This window comes from Streptomyces sp. WMMC500, assembly GCF_027497195.1.
Taxonomy (GTDB): domain Bacteria; phylum Actinomycetota; class Actinomycetes; order Streptomycetales; family Streptomycetaceae; genus Streptomyces.
Genome location: NZ_CP114905.1, coordinates 4,009,367 through 4,024,696 on the forward strand (window position 1 = coordinate 4,009,367; position 15,330 = coordinate 4,024,696).

Consider the following 15,330-nt stretch of genomic DNA (forward strand, 5'->3'; position numbering starts at 1 on the left):
CTATCGCCTCCGCAGGAAGGCGCTCGTCGAGGCGACCCCCATCAGCTCGAACGCGGTGTCCCCGGCGAGGTACTCGTCCGCCGCCTCCTTCACCCCCGGCCAGGTGCGGTCCCCGTAGTCGTCCACGACCACCAGGCCGCCCGGCGCGACGATCTCCTCGACCCACTCCAGATCCGCGCGCACCCCCTCGGCGGAGTGGTCGCCGTCCACGATCACCGTCCCGTACGCGCGGTCGGAGACCGCGCGGCGGATGGCGGGGTCGCCGGAGAACCCCTGGTGCAGCCGGACCCGTTCGGCGGGCACGCCGGACAGCTCCAGGTTCGTCCGCACGACGGACTCGCTGACCGGAGTGCCGGAGGGGTCGGCGGTGTTGGCGGTGCCCGGCTGGAGCTGCACGTCGGCCAGCGGGTCCACGATCGTCAGCGAACAGTGCCGGCCGGCGCGCGCGAACTGCCGGGTGAGCGCGGAGGAGAACAGGCCGAAGAGGGTGCCGATCTCCAGCACGTCGTCGTTGGGCGGGCCGAGGAGCAGCGGGACGGTGAGCTTGCCGAGGATGTTGGGCGTGCCGCCCGCGATCCGGCCGACGCCGCGCAGCTCCACCTCGACCAGCGTGCGGAACGCGGCCACGACGTGGGCGCGGGCGTCCCGCTCCCCCGTCGCGGCCTCGACCTGCGTGACCAGGGTGTCGACGGACCCCTTGGTCGGCATGCGCGCCCCGCGTCCGTCGAGCCCGCCGAAGAGCAACTCCTGCGTGTAGCGGGCGACGCGGGCGTCCCGGAGCTCCTGTTCCATCGCGTCGACCCGCCCGCGGAGTTCGTCGACCTCGCTGACCCTGCGGTTCCTGCCGTTGGCCGGACCGGACTTCCGGACCGCGCGCTCCAGGCGGCGTCCGATGCGTTCGATGGTGCGGATATTCGACATGCACTGCACCCCATCAGAAACGGGGCGTACGGGACGAGGAAGAAACAGCCGCACAGGCGCCCGACATGAAGAGTTAATCTCCCGCTCATACGACCGGGCGGAGTGTCGCGGCCAAGCGCACCGTGTCCGTACACACCCGGAACGAACCTAGAATCGGCCACATGCGCGGCGGGGGTGGAGGGAACGGCATGGCGCAGCAGCGACCGGGCGACGCCGGGGCGCCGACGATGCGTGACGTCGCCGACCGCGCCGGGGTCAGCACCATGACCGTCTCGCGCGTGCTGAAGGACGACAGCCGGGTGAGCGAGACCACCCGCCGACGCGTCCTGGCCGCCGTCGACGCCCTCGGCTACCGGCTCAACGCGACCGCCCGCAGCCTCCGCCTCGGCGGCAGCGGCATGATCGGGCTGATCGTCACCAACCTCGCCAACCCCTTCTACTCGCGGCTCGCGCTCGGCGTCCAGGAAGTCGCCGCGCGGCACGGGCTGAGCATGCTGCTCAGCAACACCGGCGAGGACCTGGACCGCGAGCGCGGACTGGTGGAGGACCTGGCGTCGCGGCAGGTCGCGGGCATGATCGTGGTGCCGGCCGGCGACAGCCACGGCCACCTCACGCCCGCGGCGCTACGCGACATGCCCGTGGTGCTGGCGTCCCGGCCGCCCTCGGGCATGGCGGCCGACTGCGTCCTCGTCGACGACTTCGGCGGCGCCCGCGACGCCACCGCCCGCCTCCTCGCCGCCGGCCACCGCCGGATCGGCTTCCTCGGCAACCCGCCGGCCATCCACACCGGCACCGAGCGCTACCGCGGCTACCGCGCCGCCCACGAGGCGGCGGGACGTGAGCCGGACGACCGGCTCGTACGGCGCGGGCTGACGGACGTGGCGACGGCGGAGCGGGCGGCGCGGGACCTGCTGGCCGGGGCCGGCAGCCCCTACCCCGCGCCCACGGCGCTGTTCTGCACCAACAACCGCCTCACCCAGGGCGCCATCCGCGCGGTCCGCGCCCTCGAACTGCCCGTCGCGCTCGCCGGGTTCGACGACTTCGACCTCGCCGACGTCCTCGGGATGCCGCTGACCGTCGTGTCGTACGACGCGGACGAGATGGGCCGGCAGGCGGCGCGCCTGCTCATCGACCGCATCAACGGCGGCCCCGCCGCGCCCCTGCCCCCGCAGCGCACCGTCCTGCCGACGCACGTCATCCGGTACGGGCCGGTGGTGTGAGGTTGTCGTCAGACCTCCGCGTCGTACGCGACGGCGAGGTCGGCGTTCCCGGTGACCCGCAGCGGCACGCGCACCGCCGGGTCGAGACTGTCGTTGACGGCCTCCAGGCTCGCCCGCAGGTCGGCGGGGGGCGACTGCGTGTAGAGGTCGAAGCCCTCGTCGAGCACCGCCCGGATGCCGGGCGCCGCGCAGGTGTAGTTCAACAGCCGGTCGTGGGCGGTGTGCTGGATGTGCAACTCGACGGTCTCGGTCGCGTACGCCGCCTCCAGGAACTCCTGGACGTTGCCCTCGCGGAGCAGCATCCCCGTGTCGAGTTCGGACGTCATCGCCGGCAGCGCGAGCGAGGCCCGCAGGAAACCCTCGTGCGCGTCGAGGTAGAGCACGGCGCCGTCGGCGACGATCGCCTCGCCCAGGTCGTACAGATCGGCGCGCAGCCGCGGCGTCATCCGCACGACCATCGCGGGGCGGCGGGCGAGGCCCATGACGACCACCTGGTCCTCCTCGGCGAACATGCTGTGCTGCATGATCACCGCCACCGGCCCCGTACCGGGCGGGTGGAGCCCGCGGGCGTGCGCCGTGAGCCGGTCGCTGAAACTGGAGACCGTGATCCCCGGCAGCCGCCGCTCGCCGAGCAGCAGCCCCGGCCGCTCGACCGGCCCGGGACGGCGGGGGTCGAACACGTTGACCGAGATGCTTCCGGCCGTCCTGCCCTGGGTCTTCCGTGCGCGGTTACGCCGCCAGAACGCCATGCGGTGAGGTTAGTGCGCCCGCGCCGGGACGGGTCCCGGCGCGGCGCGGCGCGTTGGATCAGGCGCGCGTGGGGACGTCGTCAGCAGGACATGCCGTTGGGCGCGTCGATCTCGACCGAGCTGAAGAAGTCCCGGAAGGACGAGAAGAAGTTGCCCTTGCCGCCGACGCCGGTGACGGCCATGCAGCCGGTGTAGTCGGCGTCCGACCACAGATTGATCCGGTAACCCGTCCGGTTCCAGTCCGACTTGGCGCGGTTGTCCATGCCGACGGCGGCCAGGTTCGGGGTGTCGTCCTGGAGGGCGACCATCTCCCCGGTGCCGTCGAGGCCGGAGAACAGGCAGTAGTGGTCGGCCGGACAGCGGTCGTACCCGTCGGCCACCGCCTGGGCGGACGCGCCCGGGGCGGCGAGCAGGGCGCCGGCCGCGGCGGCGGTGACGAGGGCGGCGTACAGCTTCTTGGTCATCTCTCTCCTCGGTGGGGGCAGCACCCGAACACCCCGCCGCCGACTGGCAACCCGGGGCGGCGGGGGAGCAAACAGGAGCGGCGACGAGCGCCGCTCGGTTCTCGGACGGTCTCCGTCCACGGACGCGGGCGCGGGCGCCGTGACCGGCTTCCGCTTGATGGTCCGTGATCTGGTAGTCCGCCCCGAGTTTGTAGCATTCCTCCTTGGGCGTCAACGTATGCCCGCAGACACCACTTCTGCTCGCCGAACACCTCGGGGCGCCCGTCGGGGGGGTGTCGGGGTAGGTCACCGACCGTGGCCGCCACCTGTTGCTCTGCCCCCCGGAGCATCGGGGGAGCGTACGGGGGCGGACTAGGGAACCGCTTGGGGCCGACTTGGCGGCCGGCTGGTTCGCTAGGGTTCGTCAGCCGGCCGGTGAAACGGGCGTGCGGGATGTGGGAATCCCAAGTCGGCCCCAATTCAATCTCCAGTGCCGCACAAGGCGTCTGTCCCATGCTGTCCGCATCGGAGCCGGAACGCTTTGCCGCGGAGGCTGGAAAACTGAACGCGAATGCAAGGAAAAACGCGAACACGAACGCGGACATGAACGCGGGCGCGGCCGCGGGCGCGGAAAGGCGAACCGGCGAACCGGCGATCCGGTGAACACGTGAACGGGTGAATCGGTGAAGACGGCCCACAAGGCACAGGAGAACGCCCCGCCGGCCCCGCGCCGGCGGCAACGACTGGGAGAGACGGCAGACCACGTCGCCTACGGCGACGGCTGACGCCGTCCTTCGCGGACACCGCGCCCTCGTCCCCGGGTCGGTCGGGGACGAGGGCGCGGGAGTGTCTCGGGCGACGCGGCGGGAGCAAGAGGCGGGGGCCGGCCGAACCCAGGAGGGCCGAACCTAGGAGGAGGGGAGGTGGCCGGTAAAGGCGGTCTGGAAGGACGCGTTCTTGGTGAAGTGTTCGAGATAGCGGGGGTCGCTCACCTCGAGAGTGAAGGACGCCGAGCCGCCCTCTTCATCGTCGATGCCATCCATGTTGTCCTTGTCCTCCTCGATCTCCCACGAGACGATGATCTCCTCGGTCCGGCGTGCGAACGCGCCCGGCTCCGGAGTCAGGGAGAGGTAGTGGACGCCGTCCGAGAAGCCCCGGCCGCCGTACGGGTCGAGCCGGCCCTTGTAGACCTCCTCGGCTTTGACGCGGGGTATGCGCACCTCGGTGGAGCCGTCTTCCAGCAGGTACCCCTCCTCGTCCACACGTGCCTTCGGCCCGAAGTAGAGCTCGAAGAGCTCCTCGAACTCGGCTTCCGTCTGGGCCGAAACGGGTCCGGCACCGAAGTCGCCGCCCTCCTGCCAGGCGGCCATGATGAGCTGCAGCCCGAACGCGGGCCCTTGGCTGAACCCGTAGTTGTCGGGGTCGCGGTACTGCACGGTGCCGGAGAGGGTGGTACCGCGGGCCGCTTCGGTGAAGACGTCGAAGATCATGGTCATGCAGCAGGAGCGTAGTGAGCAGGACTGACATCGTGTCGGCTACGGCAGAAGAGGCAGGTCAGCGACCCGGGTTGGCGCGCGGGACCGGGGAGAGGGCGGGCGAGGGGGGCGGTGCCCGGAACCCGAGAGCCGGCAGCCAGCACCCGTCGCCTGTCGCCTGTCGCCTGTCGCCTGTAACCCGTCAGCCGTCAGCCGTCAGCCGTCAGCCGGAATCCGCTCGGAGGGGGATGCCCGGGCAATGCCCGTTCTCAGTAATACCCCTTCGTCCCGTCGAGCAGTTCCCGGACGATATCCGCGTGGCCCGCGTGCCGCCCGGTCTCCTCGATGAGGTGGATGAGGATCCAGCGGAGGTTGCCGTGGTTCCGCGGGAAGTCGGGGTGGCGGGCGACGTCGTCCAGGGAGGCGGAGGCGACGATTTCGTCGCTTCGGACGCATTGGGCGTCGTAGTCCGCGAGGACCTGCGCGAGGGTGAGACCGTCGGTGAACCAGTCGGCGTCCTCGTCCGCGGACACGTCGAAAGACGGGTTCCGCGTGCTGTCCCCGCCGAGGAACAGGATCTCGAGCCAGGCGTGCTCGACCCAGCGCATGTGGACGATGAGCCCGGCCATGGTCATGAGCGGCGAGGTCGGGACGACGGAGCGGTGCGCGTCCGCCTCGCCGAGACCCTCGCACTTCCAACGGAGGATCTTGCGCTGGAGCTTGAGCCAGCCGGTGAGCGCGGTGCGCTCGTCGGCGAGAAGGGGAGGACGTTCGAAGACAGGTGACATGGATGCGGACGTTAGCGCGACCGGTCACGGGGTGTCGTCGGATTTTCGCTGGCCGCAGGAAGGTGCAGACGCGCACGGGGAGGGGAAGGCGGTAGTGCCGGAAGGCACGGGCGCGGGGAGGTGCGGGCGCCGGGTAGCGAGGCCGGGTGCCGGGGGGCGCGAACGACGGGCAGAGAGACGGGTCCGGGGGGATCGCCGCCGGGGGCACCGCTGTGCACCCGATTCCCGAGTCCGGAGTCCCGATTCCCCACTCCCCCTCACACCCACCCAGGGTATGCGCCCGCTCTGACAACGCACCGGGCCACCGGCGCTGCGGTTGGTGCGATGTGGGCGTTGACCTGGTACGGGGGTGCGCGTGGGCCCGGCGCGGGAGAGCGGTGCGAGGGCGGGCGCCGGTCCGCGGGGCGGGCGCCGGGTGCGAGGGCCCGGCGCGGGGATGCGGTCCGTGGACCCGGTGCGGGGATGCGGTGCGTGGGCCCAGGGCCGGTCCGCGGTGCGGGGCGCCGGGTCCGTGGGTGCGGTTCGTGGGTGCGGTTCGTGGGCCTGGTGTCGGTCCGCGGGGCGGGCGCCCGCACCCCACGCACCGCCCCCGTACCACGCCACGCCCACGCCCACGCCCACGCCCCCAACGTGCCTGCCCGCAGCGCCGGTAGCCCAGTGCCTTGTCAGAGCGGGCGCATACCCTGGGCGGGCGTGAGGGGGAATGGGGAATGGGGAATCGCGATTCGGGTGGACAGCGGTACCCCCGGCGTCGATCCTTCCTACCCCTCCGGCTTCTTCGCCATCACCACCACCCCCGGCCCCGTCTGCCCCTCCCCCGGCAGTCGCAGGTCGGCGACCACCTTCAGCCCCGCCCCCTCGATCACGGCCACGAACTCCTCCGGCCGCCACCTGTGCGTCGTCCAGCGCACGCCCTCGCTCCCGTACGCCTCCGTCCGCACCCGGTCCCCCTCCCCCACATGCGTCCCCGTGAGAAAGTGCCCGCCCGGCTTCAGCGCGCTCGCGAACAGCGCCACCACCTGGGGCAGTACCGCGCGCGGAAGGTTGAACAGCGACCACCACCCCAGCACTCCGCCCAGCGAACCCTCGTCGAGTGCGAGATCGGTCGCCGAGGAGACGCTGAAGCGGCACTGCGGGTGCAGGCGGCGGGCGTTCTCGATCATGCCGGGCGAGAGGTCCACGCCGGAGACGTCCAGGCCGCGTTCGGCCAGGTACGCGGTCACCTGGCCCGGTCCGCAGCCGACGTCCAGTACGGGACCGGAGTCCGCCACGGCGTCGGCGAAGACGTCCATCGCGGCCTTGAGCCACGGGTGGCGGCGGATGTCGCCCATGCCGGTCGTCTGGAGCAAGTGGACGTAGTTGTCGGCCACTTTGTCATAGGACTCGCGGACGGCATCAAGGTCGGCCGGGCGGTCGATACGAGGCGCGTGTGCGTGCATCCCGCCAAGCTAGGGCAGGGCTCTGACAGCCAAGCTGGAGCAGAGCTCTGACAGCGACGACGCGGCGATGCGACGACGCGGCGACGCCCCCCGCCCCTCAGTCCTTGCGGCCCACGCCCGCGTAGATGCCGATCTCGCCGTACCGCGCCGGCGGCGGCGTGTCCGGGCGCCAGAACGGGACCTGCACCAGGCCCGGTTCGACCAGGCTGAAGCCGGCGAAGAACGGCTCGATCTCCGCGTGCGGGCGCAGGTTCAGGCCCGCCGTGGCCTTGTTGTAGACGGCCTGGGCGTCCGTACGGTCGGCGAAGTCGCCGGTGGCGTGCGAGAGCACGAGGAAGCTGCCCGACGGCATCGCGTCGCGCAGGGTGGCGACCACCTCCCGGGGCCGTTCCGCCTCGGTGAGGAAGTGGAGTACGGCCACGAGGAACACCGCGACCGGCTCGTCGAAGTCGAGGACTCTGCGGACGTCGGGATGGTCCAGGATCGTCTGTACGTCCCGGACGTCGGCGAGCACGATGCTCGTCGAGCCGGCGTCGCTGAGCAGCGCGTCCGCGTGGGCGCGGACGATGGGGTCGTTGTCGACGTAGACGACGCGGGTGTCCGGCGCGGTCTCGTGGGCCGTCTCGTGCACGTTCGGGGCGGTGGGCAGGCCCGTACCGATGTCGAGGATCTGGCGGATGCCGCTGTCGACGACGTAGCGGACGGCCCGCTGGAGGAACGCGCGGTTGGCGCGCAGGCCGATCCGCGCTTCCGGGGCGGCGGCGACGAGTTGTTCGCCGGCCTCGCGGTCGACCCCGTAGTTGTCCTTGCCGCCCAGCAGATAGTCGTAGATCCGCGCGGGATGCGGTCTGGTGACGTCTATCTCCTCGAAACGGAAGCCATCCGGTGTCACAACTGCGCTCCTCTCGACATCGCCAGCGTAGTACGCCCCTCCTGCCCTGTGATCGCGGACGCGGCATCGCCCCTGTCAGACGCACAGCACTGGGAGGACCGATGTCGATCAGTCTCCGGCGTGCTCGGACGGCCGCCGCCGAGCACCCCACACGGAGTCGGCGTCCGGCCGGGGTACGGCGATGCCCCCGTAGCGGTCCCAGCCCTCGGAGGTGCGGGTGTGGTACGTGTCCGCTTCGGCGGCGTCGCGGAGCCAGTCCCACTCGCCGCTCGCCGCCCGGTCGGGGTGGTCCCTGACGGCGTCGGCGATCTGCCGGGCGTCGTCCAGGCCGGTCCAGATCAGCGCCTTGAGCTCGTCGGTCCGCTGCTCGGGCCCCTGGACGTAGATGCGGTAGCCGAAGTAGGCGGTGGCGACGGCGTGGTGCTGCCGGGCGGTGAGCACGGTCCGCTCGAAGTAGGCGTTCAACTGCCGGTAGTCGGCCTCGGACAGGTGCGCCCTGGCCTGCTGGATGTCGCGTAGAGCGGCGCGCGCGACGTTCACGCCGTGCTTCTTCTCCGGGACACGTACCGCAGGTACTCGTGGTTCATGGCGTTGCGGTCGGTGACCCAGCCGTTCTCCCACACGTACGGGGCCTCCTCCCGCAGGGTGTCGGAGGTCTTGCACGTGACCGGGCCGAGGTACTCCACGACGTCGCGCCAGAAGTGGAACGTCCGGTTCACCGTGTGCCGGACGCAGCGTGAGGGCTGGGTCTGGGGTGAGCCGCTAGAGATCCTATGTATACGACACGTGGCTCAGACCGCACTTCGCGATAGTGCGCATGCAACCGCTTGCCGTCGAGCGTCTACCACCGAGTAGGGATTGACTGATCGGATCTATAACGAGATTCTGCGGCCGAACGTCATGCACGCTACGAGCCGCAGAGCCACCGCGAGCCCCTTGCCGAACGGTCCAGGAGATGAGGTGGAAGGCATGGCGCGACGTACGGTCACCTTGCTGGCATCCGTGGGGCTGCTCGTCGGCTCAGCGGCGCTCCCCACCGCTGCCGGACCGGCGCTCGCCGCCGACGCGACGACCGCGACCGCGGGTCTCCCGGCAGGTGCGGGCGCCGGCGCCGGGCCGGCACCCGCACCTGCCCTGGACGACGGGCTGGCGCGCACGCCGCCGATGGGCTTCAACAACTGGAACGACACCGCGTGCGGGGCCGAGTTCGACGAGGCGTACGTCAAGGCCATGGCGGACCTCTTCGTCTCGACCGGACTGAAGGACGCGGGGTACGAGTACATCAACCTCGACGACTGCTGGGCACGCCCGCAGAGCAGCCCCGAGGGCTCACGCGACGCGGACGGCCACCTCGTACCCGACCCGGTGCGGTTCCCGAACGGCATCGGCGCGGTCGCCGACTACGTGCACGACAGGGGCCTGAAGTTCGGCATCTACCACGACCGCGGCACCCGCACCTGCAACGACCTGGGCTTCGACGGCACCCTGGGCGCCGACTGGACGCCGGGCGCCCGCACGTACGAGGAGATCGACGCCCGCGACTTCGCGGACTGGGGTGTCGACTACCTCAAGTACGACAACTGCAACAACGAGGGCCTCGACGCCGTCGAGCGCTACACGGCCATGCGCGACGCGCTGCGGGCCGCCACCGCCGAGACCGGCCGCCCGATCGTCCACAGCATCTGCGAGTGGGGCGAGAACCAGCCGTGGACCTGGGGCGCGGACATCGGCGAGCTGTGGCGGACCACCGGCGACATCGCGCCCAACTACCCCAGCATGTCGCGGATCGCCCGGTTCAACCTGACGCTCGCCGAGTACGCGGGCCCGGGGCACTGGAACGACCCCGACATGCTCCAGGTCGGCAACGGCACGTGGAGCGTCACCGAGCAGCGGACGCACTTCAGCCTGTGGTCGATCATGGCCGCGCCGCTGCTGATCGGGACCGACCTGCGGCGGGCCACGCCGCAGACCATGGAGATCCTGCTCAACCGGGACGTCATCGCCGTCGACCAGGACCCGCTCGGGATCCAGGGCAAGGTGGTCGGATCCGCCGCCGACGGCCATTACGTGATCGCCAAGCCGCTCGCGAACGGGGACGTCGCGGTCGCGCTCTGGAACGACACCCCGACCACCGCCCGGATCGGCACCTCGGCGGCGGAGATCGGGCTGCCGAAGGCGCCCGCGTACACGCTGCGGGATCTGTGGACGCACACCTCCACCTCGACCGCCGGGAAGATCGCCGCCTCCGTGCCGGCGCACGGCGCGGTGATGTACCGGGTCCGGCCCGGCACCCCCGGCGAGGCGCCGCCGTCCACCGCTCTGGGCGTGCGGACCAAGCAGCGCTATCTCCTCCCGGGCCGGCAGAGCAGGGTCACGGCGACCCTGGAGAACAACGCCCGGGTCGCCGTCGAGGACGCCTCGCTCTCGCTGAGCACTCCCGACGGGTGGACGGCAGAACCGGTCGCACCGACGGACTTCGGCGCGATCCGGCCCGGCGGATCGGTGACGGCACGGTGGGTGCTGACCGCGCCCGAAGGGGCGGTACCCGGCCGGCACCCGGTCTCGGCGCGCGCGGCGTACGTCTACGGTGCCGACTCCACGCCGGCGAGCCAGGAGGCGTCCGACTCCGTCGTCGTGCCGCCGCCCCCGCGGAAGCTCTCCGAGTCGTACGACAACAAGGGGATCAGCGACGACGGCAATACCGACGCCGCGGACTTCGACGGCAACGGCGCCAGCTTCTCGGCGCAGGCCCTCGCGGCGGCCGGAGCCGTGCCCGGCGCGGAGCTGACGCACGGCGGGACCACGTTCACCTGGCCGGACGTGCCGGCCGGTGAGCCGGACAACGTGGTGGCCTCCGGCGAGACCCTGGAGCTGTCGGGCTCCGGCCGGACGCTCGGCCTGCTCACCGCCTCGGCGTACGGCCAGACCTCGGCCACCGGAGCCGTGCTGTACGACGACGGCAGCGCGCGGGAGTTCACCGTGTCGGTGCCGGACTGGTACGCCGCTCCGCCCGCGGACGGCGACTCGGCGATCGTCACGCCGTACCGGAACCGCCCCGGCAACGTCCAGCAGCCGCGCGCGTCCGGGGTCCACGTCTACTTCGTGGGCGTTCCGCTGGATCCGGCCAGGACCGTGCGCGGGGTGGTGCTGCCGGAAGTGAGCGAAGGGGTCGCCGCGGGCCAGAACTCCCTGCACGTGTTCAGCGTGGGCATCGGCTGACCGGCGCGGCTCGCATGCCCTGACCGACTCGATCACACCAGCCCCGACCCGCTCAGAGGAGACCCCCATGATCCCCAGTCGCAGAGCCGTCCTGGGCACCGCCCTCGGCGGCGTGACGGCAGCGGCCGTCCCGTCGGCACCGGGTGTCCACGCCGCGACTCCGGCCGCCGCCCTCGACAGTTGGGAGCTGCGCTGGTCGCCGTCCGCGGCGGCCGACGCTCTGCGCGCCTTCGAGACCATCGAGGACGACCGCGCCGACTCGCACCCCTCGGGCCAGCCGCACATCCGCCCGTCGGGAGACGACTACCGCTTCACCATGCACATGGTCGACCGCGACACCAGCACCGACCGGCAGCGCCAGGAGGTGACGGGGATGCGCACCCCGGCCGGGGGCTCGCATCTGGTCTGGCGGCTCGGCGAGACCTGGCGGATGACGTACTCGATGTACATCCCCTCCTCGCTGAAGGCGACGACCACCTTCACCCACATCCACCAGACGAAGCAGCCGGGCACCGGCACCAGCCCCATCACGGTGATGTCGCTGCGCCGCGTCGACGGGGCGCAGACGATCGAGTACAAGATCTTCGACAGCGATGTGCTGGTCGGGCGGACGGCGCTCGCGCCGCTGCACGACTCCTGGGTCGACGTCGACATCCAGATGGAGATCGGCAACGGCACGGCAGGGTCCGTCCGCTGGATCCTCCGCAAGGGGGGCACCACCCTCATCGACGCGTCCAAGGGCGGTGTCGACACCTTCCTCGCCGACCGGGTGCGCCCGAAGTGGGGCATCTACCGCTCCCTCGGCGACACCTCCGGCTCGCTCCAGGACTGCTATCTGCTGCTCCGCAACATGCGCGGCTACCAACTCGTCCCCGGCGCCGGCGGCGCCTGAGCGCCCGGGAACCTCGCCGTCTCACCCCGTTCCGGCGGGGTGAGACGGCGGTGTCAGGAGGAATCGCGTACGACCGGGCGCGGCACGATGACGGTCCCGCCCGCCCGGGAGCCCGCCGGTCGGGCGGCGACCGGGGACCGGTGGTCGCAGGCGCCGGCTTCACGGGCCGGCGGGCCGGCGGACCGGCCGCCGCCGGCCGCGGGACCGCACACGCCGCACGTGCCCGCGCCGGGGCTGCTGTCCCTGCGCGTGGCGGAGGAGCGCGAACACCGCACCCGAGGATCCGAGGAGTGACACAGATGGCAGCACGGCTTTCGAACCGCACCCGGCGCAGAGCACCGGTCCCCCGGTGGCGCGCCCTGTGCGCGGCGCTCGTCCTGGCGCTGGCCGCCGGCCTCCTTGCCGCCCCCGCCGCCCAGGGCGAGGTCCGGCACCCGCGGCAGGAGTGGCTGCGCGACTCCACCGCGGGGCTCTTCCTGCACTGGGGCATGTTCACCGCGCCCAGGCACCTGGACTGCGCGGAGTGGGAGCGCGACGTCACCGAGGGCGGCTGGAGCGCCGACTACTGGGTGGACGAGGCGAAGAAGCTCGGCGCCTCCTATATCGTGCTGGCGACCTTCCACAGCCGGCTGGGCTACGCCCGTCCCTGGCCCTCACAGATACCCGGAAGCTGCGCCACCGAGCGCGACCTACTCGGCGAGCTGGTCGAGGCCGGCAAGGAGCAGGACGTCAAGATCATCATGTATATGACCGACGACCCGCAGTGGCACAACGAACAGGGCGTCGAGACCCTCGACTCGGCCGCCTACTCGGCCCACAGGGGCGAGGACGTCGACCTGACCACCCGCCGCGGCTTCGGCATGTACAGCTACGACCTGTTCTTCGAGCTGATGGAGAACTACCCGGATCTGTCGGGCTTCTGGATCGACAACGACAACGAGTACTGGGAGGAGAACGACCTCTACGAGCAGATCCGCGAGCGCCGGCCGGACTGGCTGCTGAGCAACAACAACGAGGACACGCCGATCATGGACACGGTCAGCAACGAGCAGAAGACCGGCATGACGCCCTCGTACGACTACCCGGCGGCCGTCACCGTGCCCATGCCCCGGCTGACCGAGGCCGACTACAAGCTGCCGACCACCGGCGACTGGTGGTACGACGGCGGCGACCACGAGGTCGACTACCGGTTGAACACCGGCCGCTACGTCACCAACGCCGGCTCCTCCATCAAGTCGCTGATGGCCGAGACGCCGATGGTGAACGGGAAGATGCCTGCCCAGCAGGAGGAGTTCAACGACTTCATGGGCCGGTGGGTCGAGCCCGTCCGGGAGTCGGTGTATGGCGTCGAGGGCGGCGGCTACATGCACGGCGGCATGCAGCCGGGCTTCTGGAACGACGGCGCCCACGGCGTGGTCACCGTCGGCCGCGGTGAGGACGGCGACCGCGCCCAGTACGTCCACGTGGTGACCCGGCCCCGCACCGACACCGTCCGGCTGCGCGACATCGGCTACACCGTCACGGGCGTGACCGACGTGCGCACGGGCGAAGAGATGCGCTTCAGCCAGTCCGGCGGCCACCTGTCGATCCTGGACATCCGCGACTGGGACCCGTACGACACCGTCTTCAAGGTCACCACCGACGGCCGCCGGCCCTTCTACGACGCCTCCGGAGTCGCCGCCACCGCCTCGTCCGCGCGGGCGGGCCACCCGGCCGCCGACCTCGCCGACGGCGACTTCGAGACGTACTGGGACAGCGACGCCGAGCTGCCCGTCTCCGTCACGCTGGACCTCGGCGCGCGCAAGCGCGCCACCTCGCTGGCGGTGAACCAGCGCGAGTGGTCCCCGACGCACGCCCGGTCCACTTTCGGCCGCCCCGAGGACTCCGCGCGCATCAAGGACTACCGCGTCTACGCCAGCGCCGACGGCAAGCGCTGGAAGGAGGTGCGCGCCGGCGCGATGCGCAGCGCCCGCGGGGTGCAGTCCATCGACATCGGCGACCAGCACGCCCGCTACCTGAAGCTGGAGGTGCGCAGCCTGTGGGGCGGCCCGCAGGCGCCGCAGTTCCACAACCAGTTGCGCATCGACGAGATCCAGGTCGCCTACGGCCGGCCCCGGCCCACCGGCACCCCGCTGCCGCTGGAGGCGGAGGCGCGGGACAACCGGCTGCGCGGCGGAGCGCGCGTCGTCGACTGCGGCGCCTGCTCCGGCGGCCACCGGGTCGTGGGCCTCGGTGGAGGGGCACGCAGCTCCGTGACCTACCGCGACGTCGAGGTCCCCGAGGACGGCGACTACCGCCTCCAGCTCGACCACGCCGCGCAGGCCGCCACCTCGCTTTCGGTGAGCGTCAACGGTGCGGCGCCGGTGGAGGTCCCGGTCGCCGGCAGCAATGCGGAGGTGCCGGAGAGCACCGCGGTCTCCGTGCCGCTGAAGGGCGGCGCCAACACGGTGAAGGTCTTCAGCACCGCCCGCTCGGGACCCGGCCTGGACCGGATCGCGGTCGCGCCGCTGCCCCCGGCCTCGTACACGCCGCAGACGAGGCTGACGGTGGAGCCCCACGGCCTGCAGTGGGTCGGGCCCGGGCAGCGCTCCATGACGGTGACCGCACAGCTCCGGCTCGACGACGACGAGCAGCTCGACGGCGTCGTCCTCGCCCCGCGGCTGCCGGACGGCTGGACCGCGGACGGCGGCCCCGCGACGGCCCGCTCGCTCCGCCTCGGCGAGAGGCTTGAGGCGAGTTGGACCGTGACCTCCCCGCCCGGCCAGGACGTCGGCCCGACCGACATCCCGGTCACGGCGGACTTCGAGGTGCTGGCCCGTGAGAAGAGCGTGTCGGACGAGGTGGCGGTGCGGCCGCTGCCCGCGGACCGGGTCTGGGCGCGCGAGGCCGAGGACTCGGCCAACGACCTCGGCAGCACCGGCATCACCGGCTGCGGGCCCTGCTCCGGCGACGAGAAGGTCCGCAACATCGGCGGCAGCCCCGAGGCCGCGGTGACCTTCCCCGACGTCACCGTGGACGAGGGCGGCGAGCGCACGCTGTACCTCGACTACACGGTCAACGGCACGCGCTCGTTCCACGTCTCCGTCAACGGCGGCCCGCCGGTGGAGGCGACGGTGACGGACGTCGGCAACAACACGCCGCGTACGACGTCGGTGCCGGTAACGCTCAAACCGGGCACCAACACGATCAAGGTCTCCAACGACGCGGAGTCCGCGCCCGACCTCGACCGGCTCTCCCTCGGCTAGCCGCGGCTTGCCGGCCGCTTCGCGAACGCGCCGGACGTACAAGGGCC

Annotated in this window: 14 protein-coding genes; 5 read left to right on the forward strand and 9 right to left on the reverse strand. The window is 71.8% G+C overall.

Features of this window, described 5'->3' with window-relative positions; all coding sequences use genetic code 11:
• Nucleotides 1-921, reverse strand: coding sequence for a class I SAM-dependent methyltransferase (locus tag O7599_RS17055; RefSeq protein ID WP_281623013.1), 921 nt, complete (start codon nucleotides 919-921; stop codon nucleotides 1-3).
• 188 nt (nucleotides 922-1,109) lie between these two features.
• Between O7599_RS17055 and O7599_RS17060 the strand changes: the two genes are divergently transcribed.
• Entirely contained in the window at nucleotides 1,110-2,141 is a 1,032-nt protein-coding gene (locus O7599_RS17060) for a LacI family DNA-binding transcriptional regulator (RefSeq protein WP_281623014.1), read from the forward strand.
• Nucleotides 2,142-2,149: 8 nt separating this feature from the next.
• On the opposite strand, the gene O7599_RS17065 is transcribed toward O7599_RS17060, so the two are convergent.
• Both O7599_RS17065 and O7599_RS17070 read right to left on the reverse strand, forming a co-directional pair.
• A complete protein-coding gene (locus tag O7599_RS17065; RefSeq protein ID WP_281623015.1) occupies nucleotides 2,150-2,890 on the reverse strand; it encodes a hypothetical protein in 741 nt (246 codons plus the stop codon).
• Between the two features lie 80 nt (nucleotides 2,891-2,970).
• Nucleotides 2,971-3,354: a peptidase inhibitor family I36 protein gene (locus tag O7599_RS17070; protein WP_281623016.1), complete on the reverse strand. Its 384-nt coding sequence runs from the start codon at nucleotides 3,352-3,354 to the stop codon at nucleotides 2,971-2,973.
• Between the two features lie 492 nt (nucleotides 3,355-3,846).
• Between O7599_RS17070 and O7599_RS17075 the strand changes: the two genes are divergently transcribed.
• A complete protein-coding gene (locus O7599_RS17075; protein ID WP_281623017.1) occupies nucleotides 3,847-3,996 on the forward strand; it encodes a hypothetical protein in 150 nt (49 codons plus the stop codon).
• Between the two features lie 245 nt (nucleotides 3,997-4,241).
• Here O7599_RS17075 and O7599_RS17080 read toward each other — a convergent pair whose 3' ends face one another.
• From O7599_RS17080 to O7599_RS17105, 6 genes are all read right to left on the reverse strand, one after another.
• Nucleotides 4,242-4,829, reverse strand: a complete 588-nt coding sequence (locus O7599_RS17080; protein WP_281623018.1) for a hypothetical protein — start codon at nucleotides 4,827-4,829, stop codon at nucleotides 4,242-4,244.
• 248 nt (nucleotides 4,830-5,077) lie between these two features.
• Nucleotides 5,078-5,596: a DinB family protein gene (locus O7599_RS17085; protein ID WP_281623019.1), complete on the reverse strand. Its 519-nt coding sequence runs from the start codon at nucleotides 5,594-5,596 to the stop codon at nucleotides 5,078-5,080.
• Nucleotides 5,597-6,357: 761 nt separating this feature from the next.
• Complete coding sequence (locus O7599_RS17090) at nucleotides 6,358-7,035, reverse strand: class I SAM-dependent methyltransferase (RefSeq protein ID WP_281623020.1); 678 nt, start codon at nucleotides 7,033-7,035, stop codon at nucleotides 6,358-6,360.
• A 97-nt stretch (nucleotides 7,036-7,132) separates the two neighbouring features.
• Nucleotides 7,133-7,927: an SAM-dependent methyltransferase gene (locus O7599_RS17095; protein WP_281623021.1), complete on the reverse strand. Its 795-nt coding sequence runs from the start codon at nucleotides 7,925-7,927 to the stop codon at nucleotides 7,133-7,135.
• A 108-nt stretch (nucleotides 7,928-8,035) separates the two neighbouring features.
• Nucleotides 8,036-8,467, reverse strand: coding sequence for a hypothetical protein (locus O7599_RS17100; RefSeq protein WP_281623022.1), 432 nt, complete (start codon nucleotides 8,465-8,467; stop codon nucleotides 8,036-8,038).
• Entirely contained in the window at nucleotides 8,464-8,646 is a 183-nt protein-coding gene (locus tag O7599_RS17105) for a hypothetical protein (protein WP_281623023.1), read from the reverse strand. The genes O7599_RS17100 and O7599_RS17105 overlap by 4 nt, the downstream gene beginning before the upstream one ends.
• A gap of 250 nt (nucleotides 8,647-8,896) precedes the next feature.
• Between O7599_RS17105 and O7599_RS17110 the strand changes: the two genes are divergently transcribed.
• From O7599_RS17110 to O7599_RS17120, 3 genes are all read left to right on the forward strand, one after another.
• Nucleotides 8,897-11,146, forward strand: coding sequence for an NEW3 domain-containing protein (locus tag O7599_RS17110; protein ID WP_281623024.1), 2,250 nt, complete (start codon nucleotides 8,897-8,899; stop codon nucleotides 11,144-11,146).
• Nucleotides 11,147-11,213: 67 nt separating this feature from the next.
• Nucleotides 11,214-12,038: a Tat pathway signal sequence domain protein gene (locus O7599_RS17115; protein ID WP_281623025.1), complete on the forward strand. Its 825-nt coding sequence runs from the start codon at nucleotides 11,214-11,216 to the stop codon at nucleotides 12,036-12,038.
• 299 nt (nucleotides 12,039-12,337) lie between these two features.
• The gene (locus O7599_RS17120) at nucleotides 12,338-15,283 is read left to right on the forward strand and encodes an alpha-L-fucosidase (RefSeq protein ID WP_281623026.1); all 2,946 of its coding nucleotides are present in this window, start codon (nucleotides 12,338-12,340) and stop codon (nucleotides 15,281-15,283) included.
• The last annotated feature ends 47 nt before the right edge of the window (nucleotides 15,284-15,330 follow it).